Here is a 16,557-nt window from a genome sequence, read left to right on the forward strand (position 1 = left end):
CCATGCCCATCACCCTGAACGAGAACCTGCCCGCCTATCGCATCCTGTCGGACGAAGGCGTGATGGTCATGTCTCCGGGCCGGGCCGCGACGCAGGACATCCGGCCGCTGCGCATCGCGCTGCTGAACCTGATGCCCAAGAAGATCCAGACCGAAAACCAGTTTGCCCGGCTGATCGGCGCCACGCCCCTGCAGATCGACTTTCAGTTGATCCGCATGTCCGACCATGAAAGCCGCAATACGGCGGCAGACCACCTGGAAAGCTTCTATCGCCCCTTCCGCGATGTTGCCGCCACGGGAGAGAAATTCGACGGCCTTCTGATCACCGGCGCCCCGGTCGAAAAGCTTCCCTTCGAGGACGTGACCTATTGGGACGAACTGACCCAGGTGTTCGCCTGGACGCAAAGCCATGTCCATTCCACCTTCGGCGTCTGCTGGGGCGGCATGGCGATGGCCTGGCATTTCCACCGGCTTGAAAAGCACCCCCTGGACCACAAGGCATTCGGCTGCTTCCGCCACCACAACCAGGCCCCGGCGTCCCCCTATCTTCGGGGCTTTTCGGACGATGTGCTGGTCCCCGTCAGCCGCTGGACCGAGGTGCGACAGCCCGACGTGGACGCCCGCCCTGCCCTGCGCACCCTGCTGGCCAGCGACCAGTGCGGTCCCTGCCTGCTGGAGGATCCGGGACACCGCGCGCTGTATGTCTTCAACCATTTCGAATACGACAGCACCACGCTCAAGGAAGAATACGACCGCGACGTGGCAGCGGGCAGGCTGATCAACGTGCCGGCGAACTATTATCCCGACGACGATCCGACCCGCGCGCCGTCGAACCGCTGGCGCAGCCATGCGCATCTGCTTTACGGTAACTGGATCAACGAGATCTATCAGACGACGCAATACGATCTGAACCGCATCGGAGAAGGATAGGACATGGCCCAAACCCCGGACCTTCCCCTGGTCGGCAAGATCACCGAGGCCTTGAAGGCCGCGCCCAAGGACATCAGGAAGCTGGTGGAAGGCGCGGACAAGGACGGCATCCTGGATCCGACCTATCCTTATCGCCGGGAACTGGACAAGAAGACCTACGAGGCGCAGATGGACCAGTTGCAGTTGCAACTGGTGCGCATGATGGGCGACGTGGTGGCGACCGGCAAGCGGCTGGTCGTGCTGTTCGAGGGGCGCGACGCCGCCGGCAAGGGCGGCACCATCGAACGCACCCGCGAAAACCTGAACCCCCGATCCGCCAGTATCGTCGCCCTGCCCACCCCGACCGAACGCGAGGCGGGTCAGTGGTATTTCCAACGCTATGTGGACTGGTTGCCCGCCGCGGGGGAAATAACCCTGTTCGACCGAAGCTGGTACAATCGCGGCATCGTCGAGCGCGTGTTCGGCTTTTCGACCGAACAGCAGCGCAACGCCTTTTTTCGCCAGTTGCCAAGCTTTGAACAAACCTTGGTCGATGACGGGATCATCCTGGTCAAGCTGTGGCTGAATGTGGGCCGCGCCGAACAGATGCGCCGCTTTCTGGACCGGGAATCCGATCCCCTGAAGCAATGGAAACTGTCGCGGATCGACGTGGACGGGCTGGCGAAGTGGGACGATTACACCGCCGCGATCCGCGACACGCTGAACCTGTCGCATTCGCCCATCGCGCCCTGGACCGTGATCCGGTCGGACGACAAGCGACGCGCGCGGCTGGCCGCGATCCAGACGATCCTGGGTGCGGTGGATTTCGCGTGCAAGGATATGGATCAGATCGGTGTCGCCGACCCCGCCATCACCGGCGGGCCGGAATTGCTGGACCGGTAAGGAGGGACCGATGGAACTGCGAAACAGCCGGGCCATCGTCACCGGCGGCGCCTCGGGCCTGGGGGCCGCGACCGCGGCATGGTTCCGTGAACAAGGCGCCACCGTGGTCATCCTGGACCGGGACGCGGGAGACGATCCCAACCACGTCCAGGCCGACGTGACTTCGGCCGACAGCACGGCCGCTGCCATTGCGCAGGCCGTGGATCGCATGGGTGGGATCGACATCTGCGTGAACTGCGCGGGGGTGGTCATTGGCGAACGGACCGTCGGGCGGAACGGACCGCATGACCTGGACGCCTTTCGCCGTGTGGTCGATGTGAACCTGATCGGCAGCTTCAATGTCCTGCGGCTGGCGGCAGCGGAAATGGCCGGGAACGGGCGGACCGAGAATGGCGTGATCGTCAACACCGCATCCGTCGCGGCCTTTGACGGGCAGAAGGGCCAGGCCGCCTATGCCGCATCCAAGGCGGCGATCGCGGGCATGACCCTGCCGCTTGCGCGCGATCTGGCGGGCCTGGGGATCCGGGTCTGCGCCATCGCACCGGGCATCTTTGCCACGCCGATGCTGCGCGGGCTGCCGCCCGACGTGCAGAACGGGCTTGCGGCCGAGGTCACCTTCCCGCCCCGGCTTGGCGATCCGAGGGAATTTGCCCGCATGGCCGCGCATATTGTCGAAAACGCCTATCTGAACGGCGAGGTGATCCGCCTGGACGGCGCCCTGCGGATGCGGTGATCACTGGGCGTTGAGAGCCGCGCGATTCCCTTGCGCGAGGGTTTCGCGGCCGTTAGCGTTTGGTCAAACCGCCCAACAGGAAGGCCGATTTCATGCGCTTGCTGACAACTACCGCCCTTGCCTCTGCCATCGCCCTGCCCGCCCTTGCGGCGGACCCAGAACTGACCGTCTTTGACTGGGCAGGGTTCGAGGAACCGTCGATTTTCCAGGGCTACGTGGACAAGCATGGCGACAGTCCGACCTATGCCTTTTACGGCGACGACGACGAGGCGTTCCAGAAGGTTGCCTCGGGGTTTCAGGCCGATGTGGCCCATCCCTGCAGCCAGATGGTCAGCAAATACCGCGATGCCGGACTGATCGAGCCTTGGGATACGTCGAAAATCCCGAATTTCGACAAGATCGCGCCCGAGTTCCTGGAATCCGAGGTGTTCAAGGATGACCAGGGCGTGTGGTTCATCCCGACCGATTGGGGCGCGACCGCCATCGCCTATAACACCGAGACGGTCCCTGCCGAGGACGTGTCCAGCCTGCAGGTCTTCACCGACCCCAAATACCAGGGCCGCACGTCCCTGCCGGATTCGTCGGACGATGTCTGGGCGCTTGCCTATCTGGCGACCGGGACGACCGATTGGACGGACGTGACCGACGAACAATTCTCCGCCGCGGCCGATTGGCTGCGCCAGGCGCATCAGAACGTCGCGGCCTATTGGGCCGATCCGTCGGAACAGGCCCAGTTGATGGCTTCCGGCGCGGTGGACATCGCCTGGTCCTGGAACGACGGCGTCGTCTATCTGCAAGCCGACAACTATCCGGTGGGCTTCCAACGGGCGCCAAAGGAAGGATCGTCCACCTTCTTTTGCGGCTATATCAATCTGAAGAACGGGCCGGGCAACGAGGAAAAGGCCTATGACTTCATCAACGCCTGGCTGGAGCCTTCGGCGGGCAAGGCGCTGCTGGACACGATTGGCTATGGGCATACCTCGACCGAGGCGATGGCGACCATTGCCGAGGAGCCTGCTGTAAAGGAAGGTCTGGGCGAGATCGACGCCCCGATCCTGGCGCAGACTCCGAACGATCCGGCGCAGCGCGAAAAGCAGCTGGCCGAGTTCGAGAAGATCAAGGCCGGGTTCTAGGCGGAAAGGCGGGGGACCAGTCCCCCGCACCCCCTTGGGATATTTAGGTGAAGAAGAAAGGACGGGGCTTAGGCAGCCTCGTCCTTTTTGCGTGGGATATAGTTCAGGATCGGCGCCAGCCAGCGTTCGACCTCGGCCAGGTCCATGCCCTTGCGCGCGGCATAGTCTCGGGCCTGGTCTTCCTCGATCTTCGCCACGCCGAAGTAATAGCTGTCGGGATGCCCGATATAGAGGCCGGACACCGAGGATCCCGGCCACATCGCCATGCTTTCCGTCAGCCGCACCCCGGTCGCGGCTTCGGCATCCAGCAGGCGGAACAAGGTCAGCTTTTCGGTATGGTCGGGCTGCGCGGGATAGCCGGGCGCGGGGCGGATGCCCTTGTAGGGCTCTCCGATCAGATCCTGCGGCTTGAAGGTTTCGTCCGCGCCATAGCCCCAGAAGTCCTTGCGGACGCGCTCGTGTAGCATCTCGGCCATGGCCTCGGCGATGCGGTCGGCAAGGGCCTTGACCATGATGGCAGAATAATCGTCATTCGCGCGTTCATAGCGGGCCGCGATCTCGGATTCCTCGGGACCGGCGGTGACGACGAAGCCGCCGACATAATCAGGCCGGCCCTCGGGCGCCACGAAATCGGACAGCGCCACGTTCGGGCGCTCGCCACGTTTCGTCACCTGCTGGCGCAGGGTGTGCAGGGTTGCCAGCGGCTTCGACCTGTCCTCGCCCGTGAACAGGCGGATGTCGTCGCCCACCGCGTTGGCAGGCCAGAAGCCCAGCACGGCGCGGGGGTTGAACCACTTGCCGTCGATGATGCGGGCCAGCATCTCCTGCGCTTCCTTGAACAAGGCGCGCGCGGCCTCGCCCTGCTTTTCATCGTCAAGGATGCGGGGATAGACGCCCTTCAATTCCCAGGTCTGGAAGAACGGCGTCCAGTCGATATAGCGCGCGATTTCCGCCAGATCCCAGTCTTCGACGATCCGGGGGCCGGTGAACTGCGGGACAGTGGCGCGGTAGCCGGACCAGTCCACCTTCAGCGCATTGGCCCGCGCCGCAACCAGCGGCAGGCGCTGCTTCGCAGCCTCGGCCCGTTCGTGGCGTTCCGCAACTTCCAGGTATTCGGCGCGGATCCCGTCCACATAGCCCGCCTGCTGGGTGGGCGACAGCAGGGACGACACCACCCCCACAGCGCGGCTCGCATCGGTCACATAGACGGCCGCGCCCTGATGGTAGCGCGGCGCGATCTTGACCGCAGTGTGGATTTTCGAGGTCGTGGCACCGCCGATCAGCAGGGGCACATGGAAGCCCTCGCGTTCCATTTCCGAGGCGACATGGACCATCTCGTCCAGGGACGGCGTGATCAGGCCGGACAGGCCGATCACATCGACCTGCCGTTCCTTCGCGACCTCGAGGATCTTCTGCGCGGGGACCATGACGCCCAGGTCGATCACCTCGTAATTGTTGCAGGCCAGGACCACGCCGACGATGTTCTTGCCGATGTCGTGAACGTCGCCCTTGACAGTCGCCATCAGGATCCTGCCCGCCGCCTGCCGTTCAGTGCCGCCGGTCAGACGCTTTTCCTCCTCCATATAGGGAAGAAGGACGGCGACCGCCTGCTTCATCACACGGGCGGATTTCACCACCTGCGGCAGGAACATCTTGCCCGCGCCGAACAGGTCGCCCACCACGTTCATCCCCGCCATCAGCGGGCCTTCGATGACGTGCAGCGGGCGTTCGGCCTGAAGGCGCGCTTCCTCGGTATCAGCCTCGATATATTCGGTGATGCCGTTCACAAGCGCATGTTCCAGCCGTTTTTCGACGGTCCATTCGCGCCAGGACAGATCCTTTTCGCGTGCCTTCTGCCCGCCTTCGCCCTTGAAGCGTTCGGCGATCTCCAGCAGGCGTTCGGTGGCATCGGGGCGGCGGTTCAGGACCACATCCTCGCAGGCGTCGCGCAGATCCGCTTCGATCGCGTCATAAACGGCAAGCTGCCCTGCGTTCACGATGCCCATGTCCATGCCCGCCTGGATCGCGTGATACAGGAACACGGCGTGCATCGCCTCGCGCACGGGCTCGTTGCCGCGGAACGAGAAGGACAGGTTCGACACCCCGCCCGAGACATGGGCGTGGGGCAGGTTCTGGCGGATCCAGCGGGTGGCCTCGATGAAATCGACGCCATAGTTGTTGTGCTCCTCGATCCCCGTCGCCACGGCGAAGATGTTGGGGTCGAAGATGATGTCCTCGGGCGGGAGGCCCACTTCCTCGGTCAGGATTTTATAGGCCCGCGTGCAGATCTCGATCTTGCGGGCGCAGGTGTCGGCCTGTCCCTGTTCGTCGAAGGCCATGACCACGACCGCCGCGCCATAGGCGAGGCACAGGCGGGCGTGATGGCGGAACTGGTCCTCGCCTTCCTTCATGCTGATGGAATTGACGACCGGCTTGCCCTGGACGCATTGCAGGCCCGCCTCGATCACCTCCCATTTGGAACTGTCGATCATTACCGGGACGCGGGCGATGTCGGGTTCGGCCGCCAGCAGGTTCAAGTATTCGACCATGGCGGCACGGCTGTCGATCAGCCCCTCGTCCATGTTGATGTCGATGATCTGCGCACCGTTTTCCACCTGATCGCGCGCAACCTCCAGGGCTGCGGCATAATCGCGGTTGGTGATCAGCTTGCGGAAGCGGGCAGACCCGGTGACGTTGGTGCGTTCGCCGATGTTCACAAAGGGAATGTCGGGCGTCAGGACAAAGGGTTCCAGGCCCGACAGGCGCAAGTGACGTTCAAGCATATTCCGGAACCTTTCGGGGGGCATAAGCCGCAACAGCCTCGGCAATGGCGCGGATGTGGTCGGGCGTCGTGCCGCAGCAGCCGCCGACGACGTTAACCAGCCCTTCGCGTGCGAATTCGGCAACCTGCACGGCGGTGTCGCCGGGGCCTTCGTCGTATTGGCCGAAGGCGTTGGGCAGGCCCGCGTTGGGATAGGCGCAGATGTTTGTGTCCGCCACGCCCGCCAGTTCCGCCAGATGCGGACGCATGGCCGATGCGCCAAGCGCGCAGTTCAGGCCCACTGACCAGGGCCGGGCATGGCGGACCGAATACCAGAACGCAGTCGGCGTCTGTCCCGACAGCGTGCGCCCCGAAGCATCGGTGATCGTCCCCGAAATCATCAGCGGCAAGGCCTGCCCGTGCGCCTCCATTGCCTGGATGCAGGCGAAGATCGCGGCCTTGGCGTTCAGCGTGTCGAAGATCGTCTCGATCAGCAGGATGTCGGCGCCGCCTTCGATCAGGCCCCGTGCCTGTTGCAGATAGGCTGCGCGCAGATCGTCAAAGGTGACGGCGCGGTATCCGGGGTCGTTCACATCCGGGCTGATGGACGCGGTGCGGTTCGTCGGCCCGATGGCGCCCGCGACGAAACGCGGCCGTCCATCCTGTGCGGTTGCGCGATCCAGCGCCCGGCGCACGATGCGCGTGCCCTCGACGTTCAGGTCGTGGACGGCCTCCTGCATCCCGTAATCGGCCTGGGCGATGGTGGTGGCGGAAAAGGTGTTGGTTTCGACGATATCCGCGCCTGCCATGGCATAGCGGTAATGGATCTCCTCGACCGCTTGAGGCTGGGTCAGGATCAGAAGGTCGTTGTTGCCCTGCTGGGGATGATCGGAATGATGGCGGCAGGCATGGCCCGACCCGTGGCCAGTATAATCGTCCTCGGCCAGCCGAAGCTGCTGGATTTGCGTGCCCATCGCCCCGTCCAGGATCAGGATCCGTTCGGCCGCAGCCGCGTCAAGCGCCGCGAAGGCGGGGGATCGGGAAAGTCTGCCGGTCATCGTGTCAACCCTTGCCAGGAAGGCGCAGGTATAGCGACAGGGGCGCGCAACGGCAAATTCATAATCCTACAGAAGATTATGAAAGCGTGGCATATCTCTTTTACCTTGGCTTCAATATCCTCGGGGGGTCCGGGGGGCGAAGCGTCCCCGGCTTATCGCTCACTCGGCGCTGTCACGGGCATAGACATCCTCGTATCGGATGATGTCGTCTTCGCCCAGGTAGCTGCCGGTCTGCACCTCGATCAGGACCATGGGCACCTTGCCGGGATTTTCCATCCGGTGAACGGCGCCCAGCGGCACATAGATCGACTGGTTTTCCGTCACCAGCGTCACCTTGTCATCGACCGTCACACGCGCGGTGCCGCTGACGACGATCCAGTGTTCGGACCGATGCACATGGCTTTGCAGCGACAGGGCCGCGCCGGGCTTCACCACGATGCGCTTGACCTGAAAGCGGTCGGCCAGGGCCAGCGTCTCGAACCAGCCCCAGGGGCGGTGATCGCGCGGGAATGCCGTGGCCTGCTTGCAGCCCTTGGCCTTCAGCGCGGTGACGGCGTGGCGCACGTCCTGGGCGCGGCTTTTGTCGGCCACCAGCACCGCGTCCGATGTCGCGACGACCATGACATCCGTCAAGCCGATCCCCACGACCTGCAAGTCGTCGCTGTCCGACCGCAGCAGCACGTCGTGGCAGTCGATCGCGGTGGAATTTCCGTCCGTCACCACCCCGGTGTCCGAGGGTTCCTCCAGCAAGGCCTCGCGCCAGACGGCGTCCCAGCCCCCCAGGTCGGACCAGCGCTCGGAAAAGCGCACCACGGTCAGGTTGCCGGCCTTTTCCATCACCGCATAGTCGATGGACTGGTCGGGCAGGCTGTCCCACGGCCCCTTGGCCAGCCGCAGAAATCCGATGTCGTCCTTGGCCTCGTCCAGGGCGGCCAGAACGGGGGACAGGTATTCCGGCGCATGGGCGCGAAACGCGTCAACCATGATGCTGGCCTTGAACAGGAAGATGCCTGCGTTCCACAGGAAACTGCCTTGCGCCAGCATCTGCGCCGCCGTCGCCGCATCGGGCTTTTCGACAAAGCGCGCCAAGGGCTGCGGGCCGTCGCCCTGCCCTACCAGTTCCAGATAGCCATAGCCGGTCTCGGGGCGGTCGGGGGTGATGCCGAACGTGACGATCCGGCCCTCGGCCGCCGGTCCCGCGCCCTGCCGCACGGCACGCCCAAAGGCCGCCTCGTCCGGGATCACATGATCGGAGGGGGCGACCAGCAACAGCCCTTCGGGATCTTTCGCCGCGACCATCAGCGCGGCGACCAGGATCGCGGGGGCCGTGTTGCGGCCCGACGGTTCGATCACGATGGCGCCGGGGCGGATGCCGGCCTGTTCCAGTTGCTCGGCCACGATAAAGCGGAAATCCGCGTTCGTCATCACCACGGGATCGGCAAAGTCCGGCCCTGCCAGCCTGCGGGCCGAGGCTTGGAACAGGGTCTGGTCCCCCATCAAGGGGGCGAACTGCTTGGGAAAGCTCTTGCGGGACACGGGCCACAGGCGGGTTCCCGATCCGCCTGCCATCAGGACGGGGGTGATCTTGGTCATGTAGCTGTCCCTTGCGGCCGGTTTTGTTACGCAAGGGATAGCCTGCGCCGTGGGCTGAGAAAAGCCCGCACATATGAAAAGACCGGCCCCGAAGGACCGGCCTGCAACGCGGGACAAGCCCCCACGCTTATTCGTAGATGTGGATGACCTTGCGGGTCTCGGGCTCGACCACCACGGGGCGGTCGTTGACATAGACGTATTGCACGGTCGAGTTCGGCACCGTCTGGATCGTCGCCGTTTCCGGCACAACGGTGCCAACCGCAAGGTCGCCGTCCAGAACGACGGACTCGGTGCGGTTTTCCATGATGTAGGTGCGGGTTTCGGGGGTCAGCGCGTCTTCGCTGACGTCGCCCATGACAGCACCGGCAACGCCGCCGATGGCCGCACCAATCGGGCCGCCAACCGCCGCGCCGGCGACTGCACCGGTCGCCGCACCGCCAAGCGCGCCGCCGCCGGTGGTGTTCGGGTCGCTTTCGACCTGCGTCACCGAGGTCGAAGGCTGGGTTTGAACGATGGTGGTTTCAGCAAAGCTGGCGCCCGCTGCAAGCGCCGCTACTGCGGTCATGGTCAGAAGGGTTTTCATCGTGATCTCCATTTCCGTATCTGCGTGTAAAATTCGCAAACCAGCGTCGAAGTTCCCGACGATCACGGATTATTGCCGTGACGCCACGGCATTAACCATGTTTCTTCATCGGCTTACCCGCCACATAGGTCTGGCGGATGCTGCGGTCGTCGCCCATGATCTGCAGCACGAACAGTTCCTGTTCCAGCGTTTCCGCCCGTTCCATGCGCAGCGCCATCGCGGGCGTGGCGCGGGCATCCAGCACCACCAGATCCGCCATGCTGCCGTGCGCCAGCGTGCCGATCTGATCCTCCATTCCCAAGGTCAGGGCATTGCCCCGCGTGATCCAGTGAAAGGCCGACAGCGGTGTCAGCTTTTGCCCGCGCAGTTGCAGGATCTTGTAGCCTTCGTTCAGGGTTTGCAGCATCGAATAACTGGTGCCGCCGCCGACATCGGTGGCGATGCCGCTGACCACGCCCGCCGCCCGCAGCCCTGCCTCGTCGAACAGCCCGGATCCCAGGAACAGGTTCGAGGTCGGGCAGAACACCGCCCGGCTGCCGGTTTCGGCCATGCGCGCGATCTCTCGCGGGCGCAGATGGATGGAATGGCCCAGCAGCAGCCTGGGGGACAGCAGGCCGTAGGTTTCATAGATGTCCAAGTAGTCGCGGGCCTGGGGATAAAGGCTCAGCGTGAAATCGATCTCGTCCAGGTTTTCCGACAGGTGCGTCTGGACATGGCAATCGGGATGTTCGCGCACCAGCGTTCCCGCCATCTCCATCTGTTCGGGGGTCGAGGTGATGGCAAAGCGCGGCGTGATCGCGTAACGCTGGCGCCCCTTGCCGTGCCAGCGGTCGATCAGGGCCTTGCTGTCGTCGTATCCCTGCCGGGGCGTGTCCAGAACCTCGGGCGGGGCATTGCGGTCCATCATCACCTTGCCGGCGACCATTGCCATGTTGCGGGCATGAGCTGCGGAAAACAGCGCCTCGGCGGATTCCTTGTGGACGGAACAGAAGGCCACGGCGGTGGTCGTGCCATGGTCGGTCAGCAGGTTCAGGAAGGCGTCGGCCATGGCGGGTGCATGGCCCTGCTGGCGAAAGCGGGCCTCCTCGGGGAAGGTATAGGTGTTCAGCCAGTCCAGAAGCTGCGCGCCCCAGCTGGCGATCACCTGCAGCTGCGGGAAATGGATATGCGTGTCGATGAAGCCCGGCAGGATCAGGTGCGGACGGTGGTCGATTTCCGCCAGGTCGGGGCGCGCCAAGGCCGTGTAGTCGTCCACGGCAAGGATGCGGCCATCCTCGACCAGGATCGCGCCGTCCTCGAGGTAGCGGTGGTTGGCGTCGGTGTCCTGTGGGTCGGCATGGAAGCCCAGAACGCGCCCCCGGATCAGCTGTTGCATGGATATTTTCGTGAAGAAGAATTGACGGTCAGCCGCGCGATCAGTTCGGCGGCGGTGAAGGCGGCAATGACGGCCGGGCGCTTGTCATGGGTGAAGCCCGCGCCGATGGGGCAGATCAAGGGCGCAGGGTCCAGGCCCCGTTCGCGGGCAAAGCGGCTGAACTGCGCACGCTTGGTGGCGCTGCCGATCATGCCGACATAGGGCAGGTCGTCGCGCGACAGCGCCTCGGCCGCCAGCAGGAAGTCGAGCGCGTGGTCATGGGTCAGGATCACCACGGAACTGCCAGGGCGGGCGGCGCGGATCTCGGCTTCGGGCAAGGGGGTCAGGCGTGTTTCGATGCCGAGCGCAGCCTGGGCCAGTTCCTCGGGACGTTGGTCGATCAGCAGGGGGTTGACCGGCAGGGGATGCAGGGCCTGCACCAGCGCGCGCCCGACATGGCCTGCGCCAAAGACCAGCACATCGGGATGATCCTCGGGCGTGGGGCCATGGCGGTCCAGTTGCAGGACCACCCTGCCCCCGCAGCATTGCCCGATCTCGGGGCCAAGGGGGATGTCCATGCGGGCCTCGGCCTCGCCCGATGCCAGCATGGCCCGCGCGCGGTCGATGGCCATGTATTCCAGCTGGCCGCCGCCGATGGTGCCTTCCACGCGATCGGGGCCGACAAACATCTCGGCCCCCGCATCGCGTGGCGTGGACCCGAGGGCCGATATGACCCGGACGCGGATCATCCCCGCAGCGCCTCGATCGCCATCAGCACGCGCTCGGGCGTGGCGGGGGCGTCCAGGCGGGCCGGTTCGCGGTAATCGCTGAAGGACGCGACGGCCATGTTGATCGCCTCGAACACGCTGATGCCCAGCATGAAGGGCGGCTCGCCCACGGCCTTGGACCGCTTGATGGTGCGCTCGGTCGCCTCGGACCAGTCGGCCAGGCTGACGTTGAAGATGCGCGGGCGGTCGGATGCCAGCGGCACCTTGTAGGTCGACGGCGCATGGGTGCGCAGCCGTCCCTTGTCATCCCACCACAATTCCTCGGTCGTCAGCCAGCCTGCGCCCTGGACAAAGGCGCCTTCGACCTGGCCCTTGTCCAGCGCCGGGTTCAGCGATCGGCCCACGTCGTGGATCACGTCGGTGCGGTCGATGACGTATTCTCCGGTTAGGGTATCGACCGAGACCTCGGACACCGCCGCGCCATAGGCATAGTAATAGAAAGGCCGCCCCCGCCCCGTCGCGCGGTCCCAATGGATCTTCGGCGTCTTGTAGAAACCCGCCGCCGACAGGTGGATCCGCGCCATATAGGCCGCCGCGATCACGTCGTTCCAGGGGATCATGTGGTCGCCCGCGCGGATATGGCCGGGGACGAACCGGACGTCCTCGCGCGGCTGCTGCCAGCGTTCGGCCACGAATTCGACCAGCCGGGCCTTGATCTGTTCCGCCGCGTCCAGCGCCGCCATGCCGTTCAGGTCCGTTCCCGAGGACGCCGCCGTGGCCGAGGTGTTGGGCACCTTTTCCGTCGTCGTGCGGGTGATCTTGATGCAGGTGATGTCGCACTGGAAGGCCTCGGCCACGACCTGCGCCACCTTGGTGTTGAGGCCCTGCCCCATCTCGCACCCGCCGTGGTTCAGGGCGATGGAGCCGTCGTTATAGACATGGATCAGCGCGCCAGCCTGGTTGAACCAGGTCGCAGTGAAGCTGATGCCGAACTTGACCGGCGTCAGCGCGATGCCCTTGCGGATCACGCCGCCTTTGGCGTTCCAGTCCAGCACGGCCTGGCGGCGGGCCTGATAGTCGCTGGATGCCTCCAGATCGGCGAAGATGCGGGGCAGGATCTGGTCGTTGACCTCCTGGTGATAGGGGGTCAGCTGGCCGTTCTGGTAAAGGTTGGCCTTGCGGATCTCCAGCGGATCGCGGCCCAATGCATAGGCGATTTCCTCGATCATCCGTTCGGCAACAATCACCCCTTGCGGACCGCCGAAGCCGCGAAATGCGGTGTTGCTGACGGTGTTCGTCTTCATCGGATGGCTGCTGATCCGCACGTCGGGGTAGTAATAGGCATTGTCCGCGTGAAACAGCGCGCGGTCCGTCACCGGGCCGGACAGGTCGGCGGAAAAGCCGCAGCGGGCATACCAGTCGCCCCGGACGGCGCGGATGCGGCCGGTGTCGTCAAAGCCCACCTCGTAATCCACGACGAAATCGTGGCGCTTGCCGGTGGCGGTCATGTCGTCGTCGCGGTCGGGGCGGATCTTGACGGCGCGGTTCCAGCGTTTCGCGGCAATGGCCGCGACGCAGGAAAACAGGTTCATCTGCGTTTCCTTGCCGCCGAAGCCACCGCCCATCCGGCGCACGTTCACCACGACCGCGTTGTTCCGGCAGCCTAGGACATGGGCGACCATGTGCTGCACCTCGGACGGGTGCTGGGTCGAGACGTTGATTGTCACGTCCTCGTCCTCGCCCGGGATGGCCATGGCGATCTGGCCTTCCAGATAGAAATGGTCCTGCCCGCCGATGTTGAAGCGACCCTTGATCCGGCGGGGCGCGGCGGCCATGCCCGCGTCGGCATCGCCCCGGCGCAGCGTCAGCGGGTCGGTGACATAGCCCATGCCCGCGTCCTTCGCGGCCATCGGATCAAGCGCATGGGGCAAGACGTCATAGGTGATGCGCGCCTTGTGCGCCGCGCGCCGCGCCTGGTCGCGGGTTTCCGCGATCACGGCAAAGACCGGCTGCCCCCAGAACAGCACCTCGCGTTCCGCAAAGATCGGGTCGTCGTTCTTGCCATTAGGCGACACGTCGTTGACGCCGGGAATGTCCTCGGCCGTCAGCACGCCCACCACGCCGGGGGATGCCAGCGTCTCCGAAAAATCCATGCCGGTAATCAACCCGTGGGCGCATTGAGACAAGCCCAGATAGGCGTGCAGCAACCCGTGAGGCTCGGCCAGGTCGTCGGTATAGTCGGCGCGGCCGGTGACGTGCTTGATGGCGCTGTCGTGGATGGTGTCCTGATGGGCCTGGCCGCGAATGGCGGTTTCGTCTTTCATCTCACGCTCCTACGGCTTGGCTCAGGCGCACGGGCAGGCCGGGCTCGGATTGTTCCAGCCAGAAGCGGCGGAACAGGTTGGCGGCGACCGTGCGGCGATAATCGGCGCTGGCGCGCCAGTCGGACAAGGGCTGGAAGTCGTCGGCCACGGCGCGGGCTGCGGCCTCGAACGTCTCGCGGGCGAAGGGCTGGCCAGTCAGCGCGGCCTCGGCCCCCGTGGCGCGCTTGGGCGTGCCCGCCATGCCGCCAAAGCAGATCCGGGCATCGGCGATGGTGCCATTGTCAACGGTCAGGCAGAAACCTGCGGCGACGGCGGTGATGTCGCTGTCGCGGCGCTTGGTGATCTTGTAGGCGGCGATCATGGCCTGCGGTTGGACAGGGATGATGACTTCCTCGACAAACTCGCCCGGCGCACGGTCTTGTTTCCCGTATTCGATGAAGAAGTCCCCCAACGGCAATTCGCGCCGCGCCGCGCCCTTGCGCAGCACGATCCGCGCACCCAGCGCGATCAGCAGCGGCGGCGTGTCGCCGATGGGGGATCCGTTGGCGATATTGGCGCCGATGGTGCCCATGTTGCGCACCTGCCAGCCGCCGATGCGCAGCCAATAGTCATGGGCGGCGGGGATGTGCTGGCGGATCAGGGGCGCGGCTTCGGAATAGGTGACGCCCGCGCCCAGGCGGATCTCGCCATTCTCGGCACGCTTCGACTTCATCAGGTGGCCGATGAACACGGCGGGCGAAATGTCGCGCATGAACTTCGTGACCCACAGCCCAACATCGGTCGCCCCTGCGATGATCGTGGCCTTCGGCTCGGCCTCCAGCACGGCGGCCAGGTCGTCGGTGTCGGCGGGGATGACCGCGCGTTCGCCGTTCTTCGACAGCTCGACCCGTTCCCCCCGCATATCGCGCAGTCTTGCAGCCACAAGCTCGCGTTCCACTGCCAAGGCATCGGCGGCCTGACCGCCTGCGCGGCCGGCGGCAAGCGCGGCCTTGATGATCGGCTCGTATCCCGTGCAGCGGCAGATATTGCCCTGCAGCGCGACCTCGATATCGGTGGCCGTGGCGCCCGGATTGGTCATCCACAAGCCATACAGCGCCATGATGATGCCGGGCGTGCAAAAGCCGCACTGGCTGCCATGATATTCCACCATCGCCGCCTGGATCGGGTGCAGCCCTCCGTCGGGACCGCGCAGGTGTTCGATCGTCACGACATGGCAGCCGTGGCAGGAGGCCAGAAAGCGGATGCAGGCGTTCACCGGTTCATAGACCAGCCCGTCATCGGTCAGCCGGCCCACCAGCACGGTGCAGGCGCCGCAGTCGCCCTCGGCGCAGCCTTCCTTGGTGCCGGTCAGCCGCCGGTCGATGCGCAGGAAATCCAGCAGCGTGTCGGACGCCCCGACAGCGGTCAGTTCGACGGGCCTGCCGTTCAGCAAAAAGCGCAGCGCGGGTGTCATGGCATTCCTTTGTGGCTGTGGACCCATGGGAAAACCTAGGCCGAAAAAAACGGTTGCGAAATCGGTGCCGACCCGGAAGACTTTACACGATTCCTTGAAAACGGCCTAACATCCATGTCATATCTTGAAAGCCTGCGCGTCTTTGTCCGTGTGGTCGAACTGGGATCGATCACCGCGGGGGGCAGGGATCTGCGGCTTTCGCCGGCGGTCGCCTCGAACCGCATCAAGGATCTGGAAAACCGATTTGGTGTGCGGCTGCTGAACCGCACCACCCGCAAGCTGACCCCGACCGAGATCGGGCGCGCCTTCTATGACAACGCCCGCCGCGTGATCGACACCCTGGACGAGGCCGAGGCGCTTGTGTCCAGCTTTTCCGGCCGTCCGCAGGGGGTGATCCGCCTGACCGCGCCCCTGGGCCTGGGGCGGCGGCTGATTGCGCCGCTGATTCCGCCCTTTTGCGCCGAAAATCCCGGAGTGGATTTCCGCCTGCGGCTGTCGGACCGCAACGTCAATATCGTGGAAGACGCCATCGACCTGGCGTTTTTCCTGGGGGAACCTGCCGATTCCGCATTGAAATGGCGCAAGATCGCGGACTGCCCACGCGTGTTGGTCGCATCCCCCGACTATCTCTCGCGCAGCGGGACGCCAAAAGCGCCCGAGGATCTGGTCGATCACAACTGCCTGTTGCTGCGCTATCCCCGCAGCCCGGAATATTACTGGGTCCTGCAATCCGAGGACGGCCCGCAGAAGATGATGGTCAGCGGGCGGTTCGACACCGACGACGGCGATGTTCTGACCGCCTGGGCGCTTGGCGGCGAAGGCATTGCCAACCGGCCGCTTTACGAGGTCGCGGCGGACATCAAGGCCGGGCGCCTGGCCGAGGTCTTGCCAGACAACCGGCCCCTGCCCTCGCAGTTCGGCGCCCTGACGCCGCATCGGCGGTTGCAGGATCCGAAGGTGCGGATGTTTGCGGATTTCGCGGTGCGGGAATTGAAAAAGGTGTTCTGACGGCGAAAGACCAGGCGG

General features: G+C 65.0%; 13 protein-coding genes. 5 read left to right on the plus strand and 8 right to left on the minus strand.

Features of this window, described 5'->3' with window-relative positions; translation table 11 throughout:
• The first annotated feature begins 2 nt into the window (after positions 1-2).
• From LZ585_RS09910 to LZ585_RS09925, 4 genes are all read left to right on the plus strand, one after another.
• Positions 3-929, plus strand: a complete 927-nt coding sequence (locus LZ585_RS09910; protein WP_234853414.1) for a homoserine O-succinyltransferase — start codon at positions 3-5, stop codon at positions 927-929.
• A gap of 3 nt (positions 930-932) precedes the next feature.
• The gene (gene ppk2, locus LZ585_RS09915) at positions 933-1,811 is read left to right on the plus strand and encodes a polyphosphate kinase 2 (RefSeq protein WP_234853415.1); all 879 of its coding nucleotides are present in this window, start codon (positions 933-935) and stop codon (positions 1,809-1,811) included.
• A gap of 10 nt (positions 1,812-1,821) precedes the next feature.
• On the plus strand, positions 1,822-2,544 hold the full coding sequence (locus LZ585_RS09920) for an SDR family NAD(P)-dependent oxidoreductase (protein ID WP_234853416.1): 723 nt from the start codon (positions 1,822-1,824) through the stop codon (positions 2,542-2,544).
• 92 nt (positions 2,545-2,636) lie between these two features.
• On the plus strand, positions 2,637-3,677 hold the full coding sequence (locus LZ585_RS09925; protein WP_234853417.1) for an ABC transporter substrate-binding protein: 1,041 nt from the start codon (positions 2,637-2,639) through the stop codon (positions 3,675-3,677).
• Positions 3,678-3,745: 68 nt separating this feature from the next.
• Here the strand turns inward: LZ585_RS09925 and metH are convergent, their stop codons facing one another.
• From metH to xdhA, 8 genes are all read right to left on the minus strand, one after another.
• Positions 3,746-6,460: a methionine synthase gene (gene metH / locus LZ585_RS09930; protein ID WP_234853418.1), complete on the minus strand. Its 2,715-nt coding sequence runs from the start codon at positions 6,458-6,460 to the stop codon at positions 3,746-3,748.
• Positions 6,453-7,496, minus strand: coding sequence for a homocysteine S-methyltransferase family protein (locus LZ585_RS09935; RefSeq protein WP_234853419.1), 1,044 nt, complete (start codon positions 7,494-7,496; stop codon positions 6,453-6,455). The genes metH and LZ585_RS09935 overlap by 8 nt, the downstream gene beginning before the upstream one ends.
• A 159-nt stretch (positions 7,497-7,655) precedes the next feature.
• Positions 7,656-9,089 carry a mannose-1-phosphate guanylyltransferase/mannose-6-phosphate isomerase gene (locus LZ585_RS09940; protein WP_234853420.1) on the minus strand — a complete coding sequence of 478 codons (1,434 nt, stop codon included), beginning with the start codon at positions 9,087-9,089 and terminating at the stop codon, positions 7,656-7,658.
• Positions 9,090-9,216: 127 nt separating this feature from the next.
• On the minus strand, positions 9,217-9,672 hold the full coding sequence (locus LZ585_RS09945; RefSeq protein ID WP_234853421.1) for a DUF1236 domain-containing protein: 456 nt from the start codon (positions 9,670-9,672) through the stop codon (positions 9,217-9,219).
• Positions 9,673-9,763: 91 nt separating this feature from the next.
• Complete coding sequence (gene guaD / locus LZ585_RS09950; RefSeq protein ID WP_234853422.1) at positions 9,764-11,047, minus strand: guanine deaminase; 1,284 nt, start codon at positions 11,045-11,047, stop codon at positions 9,764-9,766.
• Positions 11,035-11,775 carry a xanthine dehydrogenase accessory protein XdhC gene (xdhC, locus tag LZ585_RS09955; protein WP_234853423.1) on the minus strand — a complete coding sequence of 247 codons (741 nt, stop codon included), beginning with the start codon at positions 11,773-11,775 and terminating at the stop codon, positions 11,035-11,037. Before xdhC ends, guaD begins: the two co-directional genes overlap by 13 nt.
• Positions 11,772-14,078: a xanthine dehydrogenase molybdopterin binding subunit gene (xdhB, locus tag LZ585_RS09960; RefSeq protein WP_234853424.1), complete on the minus strand. Its 2,307-nt coding sequence runs from the start codon at positions 14,076-14,078 to the stop codon at positions 11,772-11,774. The genes xdhC and xdhB overlap by 4 nt, the downstream gene beginning before the upstream one ends.
• 1 nt (position 14,079) lies before the next feature.
• Positions 14,080-15,531, minus strand: a complete 1,452-nt coding sequence (gene xdhA, locus LZ585_RS09965) for a xanthine dehydrogenase small subunit (protein ID WP_234853425.1) — start codon at positions 15,529-15,531, stop codon at positions 14,080-14,082.
• 114 nt (positions 15,532-15,645) lie between these two features.
• On the opposite strand from xdhA, the gene LZ585_RS09970 reads away from it, so the two are divergent.
• Positions 15,646-16,539 carry a LysR family transcriptional regulator gene (locus tag LZ585_RS09970; protein WP_234853426.1) on the plus strand — a complete coding sequence of 298 codons (894 nt, stop codon included), beginning with the start codon at positions 15,646-15,648 and terminating at the stop codon, positions 16,537-16,539.
• Positions 16,540-16,557: the final 18 nt, after the last annotated feature.

It is taken from the genome of Paracoccus everestensis (genome assembly GCF_021491915.1).
GTDB lineage: Bacteria > Pseudomonadota > Alphaproteobacteria > Rhodobacterales > Rhodobacteraceae > Paracoccus > Paracoccus everestensis.